This is a genomic window from Olsenella sp. kh2p3 (genome assembly GCA_900119625.1).
Taxonomy (GTDB): domain Bacteria; phylum Actinomycetota; class Coriobacteriia; order Coriobacteriales; family Atopobiaceae; genus Tractidigestivibacter.
In genome coordinates, this window is the sequence record FPKD01000002.1 from 160,000 (window position 1) to 176,945 (window position 16,946).

General features: G+C 61.3%; 17 protein-coding genes. All 17 read right to left on the reverse strand.

Going from position 1 to position 16,946, the window contains the following annotated elements; genetic code table 11:
- Position 1: 1 nt before the first annotated feature.
- Positions 2-1,381, reverse strand: a complete 1,380-nt coding sequence (locus BT122_RS04125) for a M50 family metallopeptidase (protein ID WP_072354722.1) — start codon at positions 1,379-1,381, stop codon at positions 2-4.
- Positions 1,378-2,577 carry a 1-deoxy-D-xylulose-5-phosphate reductoisomerase gene (gene dxr, locus BT122_RS04130; RefSeq protein ID WP_072354723.1) on the reverse strand — a complete coding sequence of 400 codons (1,200 nt, stop codon included), beginning with the start codon at positions 2,575-2,577 and terminating at the stop codon, positions 1,378-1,380. The genes BT122_RS04125 and dxr overlap by 4 nt, the downstream gene beginning before the upstream one ends.
- A complete protein-coding gene (locus BT122_RS04135; protein WP_072354724.1) occupies positions 2,574-3,527 on the reverse strand; it encodes a phosphatidate cytidylyltransferase in 954 nt (317 codons plus the stop codon). Before BT122_RS04135 ends, dxr begins: the two co-directional genes overlap by 4 nt.
- Positions 3,524-4,309: an undecaprenyl pyrophosphate synthase gene (gene uppS, locus BT122_RS04140; RefSeq protein WP_072354725.1), complete on the reverse strand. Its 786-nt coding sequence runs from the start codon at positions 4,307-4,309 to the stop codon at positions 3,524-3,526. Before uppS ends, BT122_RS04135 begins: the two co-directional genes overlap by 4 nt.
- A complete protein-coding gene (gene frr, locus BT122_RS04145; protein WP_059054429.1) occupies positions 4,310-4,855 on the reverse strand; it encodes a ribosome recycling factor in 546 nt (181 codons plus the stop codon). It lies immediately after the preceding gene.
- Positions 4,852-5,580 carry a UMP kinase gene (pyrH, locus tag BT122_RS04150; RefSeq protein WP_059054431.1) on the reverse strand — a complete coding sequence of 243 codons (729 nt, stop codon included), beginning with the start codon at positions 5,578-5,580 and terminating at the stop codon, positions 4,852-4,854. Before pyrH ends, frr begins: the two co-directional genes overlap by 4 nt.
- A 227-nt stretch (positions 5,581-5,807) precedes the next feature.
- Entirely contained in the window at positions 5,808-6,677 is an 870-nt protein-coding gene (tsf, locus tag BT122_RS04155; protein WP_072354726.1) for a translation elongation factor Ts, read from the reverse strand.
- Between the two features lie 44 nt (positions 6,678-6,721).
- Positions 6,722-7,507: a 30S ribosomal protein S2 gene (rpsB, locus tag BT122_RS04160; protein WP_072354727.1), complete on the reverse strand. Its 786-nt coding sequence runs from the start codon at positions 7,505-7,507 to the stop codon at positions 6,722-6,724.
- Between the two features lie 249 nt (positions 7,508-7,756).
- Positions 7,757-8,737, reverse strand: a complete 981-nt coding sequence (locus BT122_RS04165) for a tyrosine recombinase XerC (RefSeq protein WP_083432299.1) — start codon at positions 8,735-8,737, stop codon at positions 7,757-7,759.
- On the reverse strand, positions 8,734-10,077 hold the full coding sequence (gene trmFO, locus BT122_RS04170; protein ID WP_072354728.1) for a methylenetetrahydrofolate--tRNA-(uracil(54)-C(5))-methyltransferase (FADH(2)-oxidizing) TrmFO: 1,344 nt from the start codon (positions 10,075-10,077) through the stop codon (positions 8,734-8,736). Before trmFO ends, BT122_RS04165 begins: the two co-directional genes overlap by 4 nt.
- On the reverse strand, positions 10,061-11,026 hold the full coding sequence (locus tag BT122_RS04175) for a DNA-processing protein DprA (protein ID WP_059054440.1): 966 nt from the start codon (positions 11,024-11,026) through the stop codon (positions 10,061-10,063). Before BT122_RS04175 ends, trmFO begins: the two co-directional genes overlap by 17 nt.
- Positions 11,023-12,531 (reverse strand): YifB family Mg chelatase-like AAA ATPase, encoded by a 1,509-nt coding sequence (locus BT122_RS04180; RefSeq protein ID WP_072354729.1) that lies wholly within the window; start codon positions 12,529-12,531, stop codon positions 11,023-11,025. The genes BT122_RS04175 and BT122_RS04180 overlap by 4 nt, the downstream gene beginning before the upstream one ends.
- Positions 12,531-13,139, reverse strand: a complete 609-nt coding sequence (locus BT122_RS04185) for a YraN family protein (RefSeq protein WP_083432300.1) — start codon at positions 13,137-13,139, stop codon at positions 12,531-12,533. Before BT122_RS04185 ends, BT122_RS04180 begins: the two co-directional genes overlap by 1 nt.
- A 220-nt stretch (positions 13,140-13,359) precedes the next feature.
- On the reverse strand, positions 13,360-14,142 hold the full coding sequence (rnhB, locus tag BT122_RS04190) for a ribonuclease HII (RefSeq protein ID WP_072354730.1): 783 nt from the start codon (positions 14,140-14,142) through the stop codon (positions 13,360-13,362).
- Positions 14,143-14,256: 114 nt separating this feature from the next.
- Positions 14,257-14,598, reverse strand: a complete 342-nt coding sequence (rplS, locus tag BT122_RS04195; protein ID WP_059054451.1) for a 50S ribosomal protein L19 — start codon at positions 14,596-14,598, stop codon at positions 14,257-14,259.
- Between the two features lie 167 nt (positions 14,599-14,765).
- Entirely contained in the window at positions 14,766-15,800 is a 1,035-nt protein-coding gene (locus tag BT122_RS04200) for a DUF6273 domain-containing protein (protein WP_072354731.1), read from the reverse strand.
- A 69-nt stretch (positions 15,801-15,869) separates the two neighbouring features.
- Positions 15,870-16,931: a deoxyguanosinetriphosphate triphosphohydrolase gene (locus tag BT122_RS04205; protein ID WP_072354732.1), complete on the reverse strand. Its 1,062-nt coding sequence runs from the start codon at positions 16,929-16,931 to the stop codon at positions 15,870-15,872.
- Positions 16,932-16,946: the final 15 nt, after the last annotated feature.

Genomic DNA, 16,946 nt, shown 5'->3' on the forward strand with positions numbered 1-16,946 from the left:
GTCAGCCGCCAATCACAAAGGTCACGATGTCGTTTCTCATGGCCACGACAAAGACGAAGAGGAAGAACGCAAGGCCCACGTAGCTCACGATGGTCTGAGCACGCGCGGAGACCTGGCGCCGAGAGATGGCCTGGATTATCTCGATAAGGATCTTTCCACCGTCAAGCGGGGGGATGGGAAGCAGGTTCATGAAGCCAAGCGACATCGAGATGGCACCAATGAAGAAGGCGAGCGTGGGAACACCAGCGGAGGCCGCCTCGGAGGCCATGACCGAGATGCCCACAACAGAGCTCGACTGGTCGAGTACCTCCATGGTGTGCGTGGGCACGATGAGCTTCACGGCGTACTCTGCCACCAGTCCACCGTACGCCACGGACCCGCGAAGCGCCTGGCCAAGCGAGGGATAGTAAGTGTAGGCCTGGTTGGTGATGCCCAGGTACTCCGCCGCCTGGCCATCAACCAGGTCGACGGTGGTCTCGGACGTCGAGCCGTCTCTCTCGTAGTCGAGCGTGAAGTCGGTCCCGGACTCCAGGTAGGGCTTGATTGCGGCGACAAGGTCATCGTAGGTGGAGACGGACTCTCCATCCACGGCCGTAATGCGGTCGCCCGCCTCGAGGCCCGCCGCCTCTGCAAAGGAGCCTGGGGAGACACTGCCAATTATTGGCTCATTCGAGGCAACCTGCACGCCCATGACCATGAAGGACGCCGTGACAACTACGAGCGCCACCAGAAGGTTCACCACGGGGCCGGCAAGGAGCATCGCGCAGCGGCGCCAGAAGCCGCACCCAAGGTAGGTGCGCCCACGCTCGCGAGAAAGAAACTCGTCCGCGCTCATGCCGGGGTCGCGCGGCTCACCGTAGTTGGTGGTCCCCGCCTGCGAGAAGTCGTGCCCACGGTCGTACTCGGTGCGAAGGCCGACGTCGCGCCGGAGCGTCTCGAAGCTCGCAGGCCAGTCGGACTGGCCCTCGTGCTCACCAAGCGCAGGATCGTAGTAGGGCCTCACTGCTGCCCAGTCAGTGAGCGTGGCGAGAAGCCCGTATGTCCGATCGACGTCGCAGCCCAGCTGGGAGGCCAGATCGCTCACGGCAATCCTGCCGGCGCGCTGCACGGCCATGAGCGCCGCACCAAGGAGCTCGTCGCCAGAGTTCTCCATGCCACAGATGCGCGTATACCCGCCAAGCAGGATGGGGGTCACGCCAATCTCGGTACCATGGTCCTTGCTCTTGTGCGAGATCTTGAAGCGGCACGGCATGCCAAGGAAGAACTCGGTCACACGCACACCGCACGCGCGGGCAGCAAGGTAGTGCCCACCCTCGTGCACAAAGACGAGGAGCGAGAGAACCACCACGCCCCAGAAGATTGCAGAGACAACCCCCGTCATGCGCGGATTTCCCTGATGACGGAGCGTGCGAGCTGCCGCGACCTGGCATCGACCTCAGCCAGCTGCGCCAGGTTGTCTACGGGCACCGCCTTCGTGGCATTCATGACGGACGAGATGACGCGCTCGATGTCGAGGAATCCGCACTCCCCTGCCCGAAACGCCGCATTGGCAACCTCGTTGGCGGCGTTGGCAGCACACGGCATGGTTCCGGCAATGCGACCGGCTTCCTTGATGAGGGCAAGGCACCCAAAGGTCTTCTCGTCAGCCTCGCCAAAGGTAACGGGGGCCTCGTGGCACCAGTCCACCGGGACCGTTGGGACAGACCAGCGCTCAGGGTAGCTCAGCGCGTACTGGATGGGGATGCGCATGTCAGAGGGTCCAAGCTGGGCCTTCACGGAGCCGTCTGCAAACTCCACCATCGAGTGGATGCGGCTCTGGCGCTGCACGAGCACGCGGATGTCGTCGATGCCCACGCCAAAGAGGTGGTGCGCCTCGATGACCTCAAGGCCCTTGTTGGTAAGCGTCGCGCAGTCGATGGTGATCTTTGGACCCATGGTCCAGGTGGGATGCGCGAGGGCGTCCCCCGGCGTCACGCGAGAGAGCTGGCTTCTGCTCATGCCATAGAAGGGACCACCCGAGCAGGTAAGCCATATGTGATTGATGTCCTGGTCCCTCTCGCCAACAAGGCACTGGTAGATGGCACTGTGCTCGGAGTCAACGGGAATGAGCTTGCCAGGCTTGGCAAGCGGCATGAGAAGGTCGCCGGCAACGACAATCGACTCCTTGTTGGCGTAGGCAAGTATCTTGCCGGCCTTGAGCGCCGCATAGCCAGCTGCCATGCCCGCCTCGCCCACTACGGCGTTAACCACGCAATCGACGTTGGGAAGCTCAGCGAGTTCCATGACCGCATCTGGGCCAAAGCCAAGCTCGCACCCAGACGGAACCTCCTCAAGCGCTACGTCACCCTTACGGGAGGCATCCGCAACGGCAAGGTGTGTGGCACCAAACTCGCGAGCAGCCTCAACAAGCCGCTCGCAGGACGAGTTCACAGAAAGCGCAACCACCTTAAGGCGATCGGCATGCTGACGGCATACGTCGAGCGTCTGCATCCCGATGGAGCCAGAGCACCCAAGGACCGCAACTCGAAGAACATGCGGCCGTGGGGAGCGCGCTCCAGGACGCTCAAACAAACTCATAGAATTCCCCCAAAGAAAAGTACGAAGTATGCAGCCATGCTGCCAAAGAGCATGGAGTCAGATCTATCGAGAAGTCCACCGTGGCCAGGCATGAGGTTGCCAGAGTCCTTGACGCCCACACCTCTCTTGAGGCGAGACTCAAAGAGGTCACCCACGACGCCCGCTATGCCTACAAGAAGCCCGCCCAGTATGGCAAGCGGCATCTCAAGGCCAGCTACTCCAAAGGCGGCGAGAATAGCCCAGATAATCACGGAGGCAACTATCCCTCCGTAGAAGCCCTCCCAGCTCTTGTGCGGAGAGATGCGCGGCGCCAGCTTGTGGATCCCAAATCTCGAACCAATGGCGTACGCCATGGCATCGTTTGCCCAGATGGAGAGCATGACGCCAAAGGTGAGCGTGGCTCCCGTGAAGCCTTTGTCGATGATGCGGACAAGGACCAGGCTCGAGAAGGTAAGCGAGGTGTAGAGCGGCCCAAATACCGTAATTGCCACATCCCCCACGTTGGCACGCGGGGTGAAGACGTACCAAGCCGCACACGCCGCAAGGAGCAGGAAGAGAATGATGACAAGACCCCTCAGGCCATACCCGTAGGCAGCAAGGGGAAACAGCACCGCAGCGGCAAGGCCAACGCCCTCGTTAGGCATGCGACCGCCCATACGAGCGATGCGGAAGAACTCCGAGCAGCAGAGCCACCCCATGGCGCTAATCATAAGCGTCGTGGCAAAGGGTCCTAGGTAGAGGCAGACGAGAACGACAATGGCATAGATGGCGCCCGAAGTAGTGCGCGTGAGCAGACGTTCAGTCCACCCGCGTGCGCGCTGCCCAGCAAGGGCACCAGCAGTACGCTGTGCCTCCTTGGCGTTGCGCCTGTTCTCAAGCTTGTCGATGTGGCGGTCGATGCCAACGCTCTCGCGCTTGTCCCGCCCTCTGTCTGGGCCCTTCTCGCTCAACGCTCGGTGACACCCCCAAACCGACGGCGGCGTCCCTGAAACGCCTTGACTGCCCGCAGGAAGTCCCAGCGCGAGAAATCGGGCCACAGGGTGGGAGTCACGTAGAACTCGGTGTAGGCGAGCTGCCAAAGCAGGTAGTTGGAGAGACGCATCTCCCCCGATGTGCGAATGAGAAGCTCAGGATCGGGAAGCCCGGCGGTGTAAAGCCGAGAAGAGATGGCACTCTCGTCTATGTCCTCAGGACGCAAGGTGCCTGCCGCGACCTCACTTGCAAGCTCACGAGCAGCGCGCGTAATCTCTGCCCTAGAGCCGTAGTTCACTGCAAGCGCAAACGTCATTCCCGTGTGGTCTGCCGTCTGGGCAAGGCCCTCGCGAAAGACATCGGCCGTCTCTTTGGGAAGGGCGTCAATGTCGCCAAAGAAGCGCAGCTGCACGTTCTCTTGATGGAAGAGCGGAAGCTCGTTCAAGAGCGTGGTGGCAAAGAGGTGCATAAGAAGGTCAACCTCATGCTGCGGACGCCGCCAGTTCTCTGTTGAGAAGGCATACACCGAAAGCACGTCGAGGCCAAGCCTCACGCTGGTGGTGACAGCCTCGCGCAGCGAGTCGACTCCCGCCACGTGCCCCTCAGAACGGTCGAGGCCACGAGCCTGTGCCCAGCGACCGTTGCCATCCATGATGATTGAAACGTGGTGGGGAATGCGCTCCAGGTCAACGTCGGCAAGGCTTATGTCCTCGGGGGGATTGGCGTAGTATTCCCCGAGCTTCTTCTCGTCTATATCCACCTAGATCTCCATGACTTCGGCGGTCTTCTCCTTGAGCATGGCGTCGACGCGCTTGACGTAGTCATCCGTGAGCTTCTGGACGGCCTTCTTCTCGCGGGAGACCTCATCCTCCGAGAGCTCCTCGTCGCGATCGAGCTTGTTGTTGGTGTCGCGACGGACATTGCGAATGGAGACGCGCGCCTCCTCGGCTATGTCCTTGCACTCGCGAGCAAGCTCGCGGCGGCGCTCCTCGGTGGGCTTGGGGAACGGCAGACGGATGGTGACGCCGTCGTTGGAAGGCGTGATGCCTAAGTCAGAGGCCTCAATGGCCTTCTCGATGCTCTTGAGGGCGCTCTTGTCCCACGGCTCGATGACCATCATGGATGCCTCGGGGACCTTCACGCCGGCAAGCTGCGTGATAGGAGTTGGCTGCCCATAGTAGTCAACCTTGATGGGATCAAGGATGTGGGGGTTCGCACGGCCAGTGCGAACGCGTGAGAAGTTCGCCTGGAGGGCCTCCAGGCACTTGTCCATGTGCTTCTTTGCCTTGTCGGTGTACTGGCTCATGCTTGGTCCTCCTCAATGACGGTGGTACCCACGTTCTCACCCGCGAGCGCGCTCATAAAGACGCCGTTCTGCCCCATGTCGAAGACCATGATGGGCATCTTGTTGTCGTGGCAGAGCGCAGTGGCGGTTGCATCCATGACCTTGAGGTCGCGAGCGAGGACCTCCTTGTAGGTGATGGTATCGAACTTGGTAGCCTCGGGGTGAGTGACGGGGTCGGCATCGTAGATGCCGTCGACCTTGGTCGCCTTCATGAGCACCTCGGCGCCAATCTCGCAAGCGCGCAGGGCGGCTGCGGTGTCCGTAGTGAAGTAGGGGTTACCCGTACCGGCAGCAAAGATGACGATACGCCCCTTCTCGAGGTGCCTGATTGCACGGCGACGGATGTAAGTCTCGCACACTTGATGCATCTCGATGGCGCTCATGACGCGGCAATCCATGCCGTTACGCTCGAAGCAATCCTGGAGCGAAAGGGCGTTAATAACCGTTGCGAGCATGCCCATGTTGTCGCCCTGAGCGCGGTCCATGCCAGCGGCGGCACCCTGGATGCCACGGAAGATGTTGCCACCACCCACGACAACGGCAACCTGCACTCCGTCCTCCCACACGGGCTTGATCTCCTCGGCAAGTCTCTGCGGTACCTTGGGATCAATGCCAAAGGCCTGGTCGCCCATGAGGGCTTCGCCAGAAAGCTTAAGAAGAACGCGCTGGTACTTGTAGGTCGACAAGCCATCCTCCATTCGTCGGGACGTCGCGGCCGTCATATGGCACAGCCGTAACCCCACCGATTCTATCAGAGCGCCGAGGAGGCGCCCCCGCATCCTCGGCGAGTGTAAGGTCTCTGCATACGGAGGACACGTCAAGGGCCAAAATCTGGGCGCAACACAAGGAAAAGCCCCGGCGGGCGGTGTGCCAGCCGGGGCAATAAAGACGACTTCTTATGAGACCGCGCAGGCTACTCGCCGAAGTTGAAGCGCACGAAGGTAACAACCTTGATGTCGTCGCCGAGGGACTTGGAGACCTTCTTCGCAAGGGAGGAGATGGTCTCGTTGGAGTCCTTCACAAACACCTGCTCGGTGAGGACGTTCTCCTTGTAGAACTTCTCAAGCTTGCCGAGGGCAATCTTCTCCTGGATGGCCTCGGGCTTGCCAGACTCGGCAGCCTGCGCCTTGTAGATGCCCATCTCGTGGTCGATGACGTCCTGGGGGACATCCTCGCGCACGGCGGAGACGGGGTTGCTGGCGACAACCTGCATGGCAACATCGTGCGCGAAGGTCTTGAACTCAGCAGCCTCTGCGGTCTCAGACTTCGAGAAGGAGAAGCTCACCATGTCGGCATGCTTGCCATCGTGGTGGATGTAGCAGCCGATGGCGCCGTTCTCAGCGGTGAGACGGGCGAAGCGGTTGATCTTCATGTTCTCGCCGATGACGTGAATCATCTCGGTGAGCTCGGACTCGACGGTGCCCTCGCCCATGGCGCAGGCCTTGAGGGCGTCGACGTCAGCGGGGTCGTTCTTGGCGACGACCTCGGCCACGGAGTGCGCAAAGTCCTTGAACTTGCCATTGGTGCCCACGAAGTCGGTCTCGCAGGTGAGCTCGACCATGGCGGCAACCTTGGCGTCATCGGAGACGTAAACGGCGATGGTGCCCTCGTTGGTCTCGCGGCCAGCACGCTTGACGGCCTTGGCGAGGCCCATCTTGCGAAGAACGTCGACGGCCTTGTCGAGGTCGCCGTCAGCCTCGACGAGGGCCTTCTTGCACTCCATCATCGGGGAGTCGGTCATCTCGCGGAGCTGCTTGACGAGGGCAGCGGTGATCTGTGCCATGTGAACCTCCTAAAGGGGTTGGTTGGTGTGAGAGAAAACGAGGGCTACTCAGCCGCGGGAGCCTCGGCGGCAGGAGCGGCGGCCTCCTCGGTCGCGACGGGGGCAGAAGCCTCGCCGGTCTGCATCTCCTCGGCGGTCACCTGGGTCTCGCCAGTGCCAGCGAGGACGGCGTCGGCCGCAAGCTCGCACATGAGGGAGACGGAGCGGATGGCATCGTCGTTGGCAGGCACGCCGTAGTCGATGACGTCGGGGTCGGAGTTGGTGTCGAGCAGGCCGACGACGGGGATGTGAAGACGGTTGGCCTCGCGGACGGCAATCTCCTCGCGCTTGGTGTCGACGACGAAGATGGCCTGCGGGAGCGTGGTCATGTCACGGACGCCGCCGAGGTTCTTCTGAAGCTTGTCGAGCTCCTTGGTGAGCAGGGCCTGCTCCTTCTTGGGCAGCGCATTCATGCGGCCGTCCTCGACCATGGCCTCGAGCTCCTCCATGCGGGCGATGCGGGAGCGCATGGTGACGAAGTTCGTGAGCATGCCACCGAGCCAGCGCTGGTTGATGAAGGGCATGTTGGCGCGCTCTGCCTGGGTCTGGATGGGCTCCTGGGCCTGCTTCTTGGTGCCGACGAAGAGAACCTTTCCACCCTTGGCAGCGGTCTCGCGCAGGAACGTGTAGGCCTTGTCGGCGTCAATCAGGGTCTGCTTGAGGTCGAGGATGTAGATGCCGTTGCGCTCGCCGAAGATGTAGGGCTTCATCTTGGGGTTCCAGCGACGGGTCTGGTGACCGTAGTGGCAGCCTGCGTCGAGAAGGGTCTGGATAGTAACCTTAGCAGCCATGTCTGACCTCCATTGGTTGGTCCTCCGCACGATGTCATCCCCGAAAAACCACCCCTGGCCTGGCTTAGAGCCTGGGGCACCACGGCTTTCGAGTCGTCGTGCGTGTGTGATGTTGCCGCTTGGTAGCGACATGCTGAGCATCTGCACAGCGATTGAGGAGTATAGCAGGTAAAAGGCGGTATAGGCAAGCAGTGCGTAAGACCTGCTCGCGTTCACCGTTTCACCTTGATTTTGGCGCGTCTCGTCTCCTTACTGCGCCCTTGGGTGTGCCTGCCGCGCCGCGTCTTTGAGCTTCTCCACCGAGAGGTGCGTGTAGATCTGCGTGGTTGAGAGGCTCTCGTGGCCCAGAAGCTCCTGAACGCTTCGAAGGTCGGCACCGCCTGAGACGAGCTCGGTGGCATAGGTGTGCCGCATGGCGTGGGGCGTGAGCGTTGGGTCAAGCCGCGCGAAGCGCACGTGGGTCTCGAAAACGGTTCGCAGGGCATCGGCACTCATGCGCCTACCTCGGGTGGAGAGGAAGAGAGCGCCATCTGGGCGCGCTGCCTTCTCCCCCTTGGCGGCGGAGGCCAGCAAGGGGCGCGCCTCGTCGAGATAGCGCCTCATCCAGTCGAGCGCCACCTCGTAGAGGGGAACGATTCGCTCTTTAGAGCCCTTGCCAAAGAGCGTAACCTGGCACCTACCAAAGTCCACCGACCCAACGTCGAGGCGCGAAACCTCGGAGATGCGGGCACCGGAGGCGTAGAGCAGCTCCAAGAACGCTCGGTCCCTCACTCCCGTGGAATCGTCCGTGTCGCAGGTGGCAAGGAGCTTCCGTACGTCCTCGTCGGACATGGTCTTGGGGAGGCGTCGGGCCCCTTTGGGCGTGGCGAGCGCGGCCGCAGGGTCCACCGAGCAGATTCCCTCTCGGAGCATCCACCCATAGAAGTCGCGAACGGCCGAGAGGCGCCTGTCAACCGTACGGACCGTGTAGCCCGCGCGATTGAGGTCGGCAAGAAACCCGCGAAGGTCTCGGTGGGTCGCATGGAGGGGTTCCACGCGAGAGCGCTCTGCCCACGAGGCAAAGGACGCCAAGTCTGCCCGATACGCCTTCACGGTGTTCTCGGAGAGGCCACGGACCTGCCTAAGGTATGCGAGGAAGGCCTGGCGCTCGCCTGGCAATACGCTTGACCCAAGGGGACTAGGCTCTGCCGTAATCTTCTCGGCATTCTCGCCGTTACGCCGAGGGCTCATGATGCGATACCCTGCCCAGCCCCGGGAAAGAGGTCCCGTCTCTCCTCCACAAACGCCGCCATGTCGGTGCGTGCGCGCTCAGCCATGCGACGACGACGATCGTCCTTCCGCCTTGGCGCGTCTTCCAGCGGCGGCACCAGCCCAAAGTTCACGTGCATGGGCTGGTATCCCACGGTTGCCGGATTTGTGGCATACGCAACGAGCGAACCCAAGGCGCCAGTCTGGGGTAGCGCCGGATAGGGCAGCCCAGAGAGCTCCGCGTACGTGTTGAGCGCAGCGAGAAGGCCCGACGCTATGGCCTCGACATAACCCTCCGTCCCCGTTATCTGCCCCGCAAGCCGCGTATGGGAGCCGGGAATGGCAAAGGTTGCGTCGAGGGCGTGCGGCGAGTCAACAAACGAGTTGCGGTGCATGACGCCATAGCGGAGAAACTCCGCCTGGGCGAGACCCGGAATCATCCTAAAGACGCGCCTTTGCTCGGGCCAGGTGAGGTTGGTCTGGAATCCCACAAGGTTGTAGGCGGTGCGTTGGGCGTTCTCGGCTCGGAGCTGCACCGCAGCCCAGGGACGACGGCCAGTCCTTGGGTCGGTAAGGCCCACGGGTTTGAGCGCGCCAAAACGGATAGAGTCATGCCCCGTGCGCGCAACCTCCTCTATGGGCTGGCACGCGCAGAAGAGGTCTTTCTGCTCGAAGTCGCGAGAGATGACGCGGTCGGCAGAGAGCAGCGCATCCATGAAGGCGTCGTACTCGTCTCGCTCCATGGGGCAGTTGAGATAGTCGCCGGCGCCGCCCTCCTCGTAGCGAGACTGCGAGAACGCAACGGAGCGGTCGATACTTTCGGAAGAGACAATGGGGGCGGCGGCATCGAAGAAAGACATCGACCCCTCCCCCACGGCCTGCGAGATTGCCTCGAAGAGCGCGTCGGAGCAGAGCGGGCCGGCGGCAATGACCGATGATCCCTCGGGAATCCGCGTGACCTCCTCCCTCACGACCTCGATGAACGGGTGTGACATGACGGCATTGGTCACGGCATCCGAGAACCTCTCGCGATCGACCGCCAGGGCGCCCCCCGCGGGCACGGAGCACTCTTGGGCAAGAGGCAGAAGGCGGCACCCCATGGCGCCGAGCTCCCACTTGAGGACGCCAGCTGCGGTCTCCGGCTTGGTGGACTTCAGGGAGTTTGAGCACACGAGCTCCGCAAAGCGGTCGGTATGGTGCGCGGGTGACATGTGCACGGGCCGCTGCTCGTGGAGCCGAACCCTCACGCCCCTGTCGGCAAGCTGTAGTGCGCACTCGCTTCCCGCAAGGCCCGCTCCAACCACGTCAACTGTCTGCTCCATGCTCCTCCTTCGCTCCGGCCGGGGACGCCTTGGCCCCAGCCAGACCATTGTGCGACAAATAAAACGCGCTCGTGGGCGCGTACCGCCCATCTGGAAGCTTGGTTACCACGCCGGCGGCCTCATAGTCTGAAAGTGCGCTCAGGACGGTAATGACACTCTCACCCAAACGCGATGCAAGGTCATCTGCCCTAGACGGCGACGCGACGAGCGCCGAGAGCACCCGACCAAGGTCCTCGCGTCTCCCCGGGGCATCGGTGAAGCGAAGGCGACCATAGTCTAGGGATATGGCCGCTTCGAGCGAAGCCTCGTCGCAGATGACTCGCGCACCTTCGGAGATGAGCCAGTTCGTCCCCGCTGAGAGCGGCGAGAAAATCGACCCCGGTATACCGTAGACCTTGCGACCAAGTTCCAGCGCCACGTCTGCCGTACTCATGGTACCCGAGCGCATCCCGGCTTCAGTGACAAAGAGGCAGTTCGAGAGCGCGGCAATGATGGCATTGCGTTTTGGGAAGGCATAGCGCTTTGGCGGAGACCCCCAACGCTCGAGCGACACTACGGCACCACCCGTCGCCACAGCACCGGCGTAGACGTCTGCAGAGCTCGCTGGGTAGACCATGTCTGCACCACAGCCCGAAACCACAACCGTCTTGCCTCCGGCCTCCAGCGCAGCCCTCCCTGCGGCGCAGTCACACCCCATCGCCCCGCCCGAGACCACGGTAATGCCACATTCGGCGGCAACCCTACCCGCCATCTCGGCAACGGCTATCCCATAGGGAGTAGCCCTCCTCGCGCCAATGACAGAAAGGCAAGGACCACCGAGGACCTCTGGGTCTCCTCTTCCATAGAGCGTTGCAGGGACAGGATCAAGATCTAGAAGCGAGGCCGGAAACCCTTCGTCCTCGGCACTCATTTCCCAACAGTTTGTCTTGCGCATGCCGTCAGCGCTCATAGCTGCCTCCTAGAACGGTATTGCAGGGCTTCGCCCACATCGTCGCGAGATACAAGCTCGTGACCGTCCATGTCCGCGATGGTTCTTGCCACCCGTCCCACGCGGGCGATGCCTCTGCCACCGAGCGCCAGCCTCTCGGCTGAGTCGATAAAGAAGGTGCTTGCATCCGGTTCAAAACCAAGCCGCGCAATGCCTTGGGTCGACGTGCCATAGTGAGCCTCCTCCCTGGCCTCACGCCAGGAGGCAAACTCCCGAGCTGCCATGACCTGATCGAGCATCTCGGCGGAACCAACCCCCTGAGACCCCCTAATCACGTCAGTTGAGGCAGGCCTATGGACGTCGACTACCACATCGATGCGGTCCATGAGTGGTCCACCGATTCGCCCCTGATAAGCGGCAATGCGTGCTGGCGAGCACGTGCATTCGTGTTTTTCGTCACCAAGGTGCCCGCAGGGGCAGGGATTGGCCGCGGCAATCAGTTGAAAGTCGCAAGGAAAGACATAGACGCCATCCACCCGGACAATCCGGACCTCATGGTCCTCAAGAGGCTGCCGCAGTGACTGAAGAACGTTGGTGGCAAACTCGGGGAGCTCATCCAGAAAGAGAACCCCGCCATGGGCCAGTGAAACCTCTCCAGGCATAACGGGCCTGCCTCCTCCGACAAGACCACCCATCGAGATGGAGTGATGCGGCGCACGGAAGGGGCGCTCCCCTCGCTCGAGGGTGGCAATGGATTGGCCAGCCACCGAGTGGATGAGCATGGCCTCGGAGCGCTCGGCATCTGATAGAGGCGGGAGTATCGTGGGCATCCTACGGGCGAGCATGGTCTTCCCCGAACCCGGTGGCCCCACCATGAGCATCCCGTGCCGCCCCGCTGCAGCTATGACCATGGCTCGCTTGGGGATGTCCTGGTCAACCACATCGGAGAAGTCTAAGCCGGTGGCCCCATCGCCTACATCAAGGTCATTGGCACCCAACCGGGTTCCCAGAAGGGGCAGCTCCCCAACGCCAGCCTTCAGACGCGAGATTTCCGAGATGCCGTAGGCACCCGTTGAAAGCGCGAGAGGCAGCCTCGTCTGCTCAGAGCAGGCAAGGGAGAACCCTTCTCGCTCGGCAAGCGCAGCATATGCCACCGCCCCTCTGGGAGGACAAACGCTCCCATCGAGCGCAAGCTCCCCAACAAAGAGCAGCTTAGAGAGACCATCAAGTGGAATCTGGCCCGTAACGGCAAGCACGGCGACTGCAATTGGGAGATCAAACGCGGTCCCCGTCTTGCGAATCTCGGCCGGCGCAAGGTTCACCGTTACATGGAGTCTTGGAATCTTGTATCCGCATGCCTTGAGCGCACAACGCACTCTAGACCTAGCCTCAAGAACCGAGGTGTCTGGCATGCCCACGATGGAGAGCCCCGGGATTCCCCCAGAAACGCTCACCTCGACGGTTACGGGGACCGCCTCCACGCCCCTGAGCGTTGCCGTGGGAATGCGAACGTCTGGGCTTCCCATCAGTCATCCCAACTAAAAGCACAGACAAGATGGCGAAGTTCGGCGTGCTCGTCACGGGTGATGTTAACGGCGACCACGTCAAATCGAACCGAGTCAACATCGGTGTGATCGACCAAATAGAGCAGGCCCAGCAACCTGTACTTGTTTCTCTTCTTGGGGTCCACGGCAATCTCCGGCATGTAGTCTGCCTCGTCGCCCAGTGCCAGCCTGGTCTTTACCTCAACGAGCACTACGCTGCGCCGAAGGTCTTCGTCCGGCTCATCCATCGTGGCGACAATATCCGCCTCACCAGCCTTGCATCTCCAGTTCATCTCGAGAATGCGGAAGCCGTGGGATGCCAGGTAGCTCGCAGCTATTCTCTCCCCCTTGACTCCAAGTTCCTTGGTGGTGTACTCCTCCAGGGGTTTTCTAGGAAGGTCGAGCCCAATGCTAGGATCGTCAGCCCCGTCAAACTCAAAATACCTGGATTCGCTCTGACCGCTATAGCCAAAGCCATCTTCATCGGGATCCCAGGCAATGTGTCCATAGCAATACTCGCTGTGGATGGGGCCACTTTCCCTACTCCAACCAGGCATGCCCTGTGCGCCAAACGTGGTGTCTCGCATCATCGACTCCCTTCTCGCAACCAAACGGGAGAGCGATGATGACAGCGAGAGCTTGCAAGTATCTGACGATGCGCGGACATCGACCTGGCATGCAGCCGACGGTTCAACGATGCCTCATGAGAGAAGACCAGCTTGCTACCATCGAATTCGCCAGCCTAGGGAAATCCTTCAAAACCAAAGTGCGGAGTGAGATTTTTTCTAGAGAGATTTGTGCTGAGAAATCCTAGAAAAGCGGAGGCGTCTCGAGGAAGTTCCCACAGAACGAAACGCGATGTATGGGAGTAAGGCCATGCGCGCGTATGGCAGCAATGTGCTCGGGAGACCCATAGCCCTTGCACTCGGCAAGATGGTATCCGGGATACTCCTCTGCGAGCGAGACCATCAGGGCGTCTCTTGTCACCTTGGCCACAATGGAGGCAGCCGCAATACACGAGACGCGAGCGTCTCCTTTAACGAGCGTAACCTCCTTGGGGCTCACGTGTACGGGGTTGCCGTCAATGAGTACGGCATCGGCATCAACGCCAGCATCCTCAATCGCGCGCTTCATGGCCATTCGAAGAGCAACTGCCATGCCAACGGCATCGATTGATTCCGGCTCTATGTGCGCGATGCCAATGGCAAGGGCAACGTCTGCAATACGCGCGGCAAGCACCTCACGCTGGGCAGGCGTAAGCTGCTTGGAGTCGTTTATGCCCCAGACGATTGGATCGTCAGGGAGCGCCACCGCAGCCACAGTGAGAGGCCCCGCCAGCGCGCCACGCCCCACCTCGTCCACGCCAAGCACGAGACCCGGCCCGCCGAGCTCACGAGCCTTTGCATACATTCCCAGCACGCGCTCGCGCTCTCTCCGCTCGCGGGCAAGACGCCTCTGGGCAACCTCACGAGCGTGCTGCACCTGCTTGCGAGGGTCATCGGCATATCGCTGGTCAAGGCGGTCAAACTCGTCCTCGTCCGCACAGGCAAACAACGCCGCCACCTCATGTGCCGTCGCCGAAGACCTTGCCATGGGACCCCTCTCAACGAGCGCCCAGCCAATCCAGGAGTAGGACGCACTATGCCTTCATAGCGAAGAGGGGCCACCCGCATTGGGCAGCCCCTCCATACAGAACGATCGTAAAACCTAGCGCTTCTCAGGAATGCGAGCAGCCTTGCCAACTCGATCGCGGAGGTAGTAAAGCTTGGCACGACGCACGTCACCATGACGCACAACCTCGAGCTTGGCAATCTTGGGGCTGTGAAGGGGGAAGGTGCGCTCCACGCCAACGCCAAAGCTGATCTTGCGGACGGTGAAGGTCTCGCGGGACCCGGCACCGCTCATGCGGATGACATCGCCCTGGAAGACCTGCTCGCGGGTGCGGTCACCCTCGATGATGCGATAGTGGACCTTGACGTTGTCGCCAACCAGGACCGTGGGGATGTCCTCACGAATCTGCTGACGCTCGATGGCGCGAATGTAATCCATGTTCTTCCTCATCTCTAGACTAGAGGTGCCGACGCACGTGCGAACGACACATAGGCTTGCACACAAGCGAGAATTATAGAGCACAACGACCTGTCGGACAAGAACTACATAACTTGATGGGAGTCCGACCTTTGCGCATCAATCCCGGCACCTCGTACAGGCATACCCTAGATGCAGAATCCCGCAACTACACCAGACGTCGAATCCGCCTGCCCGACCGAGGAAGGAAATCCTGTCTCGCTAACCCTGAAGAAGTACGAGCTGGAGCTGGAGTCAGCATAGTTCAGGGGATAGGCGGAGCGATACCACCACGAGCGAGCGGACCCTCTGTACGAAAGGGCAAGCGCGCCCCCAGAGCCCCCCGTTTCGTCTGTGACGCCTTCGGAAGCAAAGTACGGGTACTGCGTCCCCTCTGCATTGAGGACGGCATCAAGGCCCGCCGTATAGGAAATCTCGGAGGCAAACTCGTCCTCGAACCATGAGATTTGCCCGCAGACCTCAACTGCAGAGAACGCCCACAGGGAATCAGAGGTCTGGGTCACTGAAGCGGAATCCGCCGTTATGCCCGCATTGTTGGTTGCCTTTGCAACGCTCACGATATGCGTCGCAAGGTCGTCCGGAAGAAGAGCCATGCCGTCACCTGCCAGCCACGACCTCAGGGCGGAAGACTCCCAGCCTCCCTCGTTGGTGTTGGAGGCCTCCATGGGCTGCTCAGAGAGCATTGACACCATGAGCGTCATGCCCGCAATGCCCGAGCCATCGGCGCGCTGGTCATGCCTGAACCCCACGATACGCGCATAGGCAAGGGTATTGTCGTCGAGAACCACCTCACGCATCTCGTTGACAGGCACCCCTGTGGCATCTGCCAGGTTGTACTCGCGCGCAATCTCCAGGCCCTCATTGTCCGTGTCAGCAGCGGCTATCTTGGCAGAAATCTGCGTGAGCTCGTCCCAGCTGTATTCAGAGAAGGACTTGGGTTCCAGCACCTGCGATGTAGCTGTGTCTGAGCTTGCGTCCTGCTGTTGGGTTTGGACGTCTGGCTTCCCCGCTAAGCCAGGAGCCACTTGCTCCACAAACGGGCGAAGCCGACCGGTCACGGCAAGCACGAGCACCCCAACGGCAAGCACCACGAATATGCAGGCAGCGACGAGAAGCCCCCGTCCCGTGCCTGTCTCGGTTTTTCGGCTATGCTTTGGAGCCATACTCCCCTCCCTGCTTTTGAGCAAGACTTCAAAAGCGTAGCAGAGATGCGCACCAAGTAGCCCAAGCTCTCAGCGACCACGCGCCATTACGCCCTTCCAAGATCGGGGCACCATGAGGTCCTCAAAGACGCGAACGGCATAGCGGTCGGTCATGCCAGAGACGTAATCGGCCACCTGCACGTCCGGATGATCGGAGTCATGCTTGAGATACTCCTCCGGAACCTCATCCAGGTGGTTCACCAGGTGGTCGAAGAGAAGCTCGATCATACGCGTGGCCTTGGGTTCCTCCTCCTTGGCGTCTCCCTTGGTGTACAGCGACTCGAAGAGGAACGAACGAAGCTCCATCATGGCGCCCCAAACGTCATCGGACATGCGGATGTCCCCGGCCGCAGCGCTGCCCGCGCAGATGTCCCGGACCATAACGTCTATGCGCTCCGAAGAGCTATCGCCAAGAAGTTCGCGCGGACGTTGGGGCAGGTCATTCTCGGTAAGAAGACCCGCACGCTCGGCATCATCGATGTCATGGCAGACATAGGCAATGCGGTCCGCGCAAGCCACGACCCTGCCCTCAAGAGTCTGAGCACGCTGCGAGCCCGTATGGCAGAAGATGCCGTCACGCACCTCCCAGGTGAGGTTGAGACCACGACCGTCCTTCTCAAGGAACTCCACGAGCCTCACACTCTGCTTGTTGTGGCGAAATAGGTATCGTCCCTGCTCGGACTCAGGGTCGATTCCGCGGTAGCGTGCCATGGCACGCGATAGGGCACGCTCTCCGCAGTGGCCAAAGGGTGTGTGCCCAAGGTCGTGGCCAAGCGCAATTGCCTCAGTCAGGTCCTCGTTCAAGCCAAGCGCACGGGAAATGGTGCGGGCAATCTGCGCCACCTCAAGCGTGTGCGTAAGCCGCGTGCGGTAGTGGTCGCCTTCGGGCGCAAGGAAGACCTGGGTCTTGTTGGCAAGGCGCCTGAAGCTCTTGCAGTGAAGGATGCGGTCACGGTCGCGCTGGTAGCAAGGCCTGAGGAAGTCCTCCTCCTCGGGCATGTCCCTACCCCTTGTCCGCGAGCTCTTTGCCGCCTGCGCAGAGAGGGACTCTTCCTCGCGGGCAATCTGGTCACCTCTGTCGTGAACCCTCATGGACGCCTCCAACAA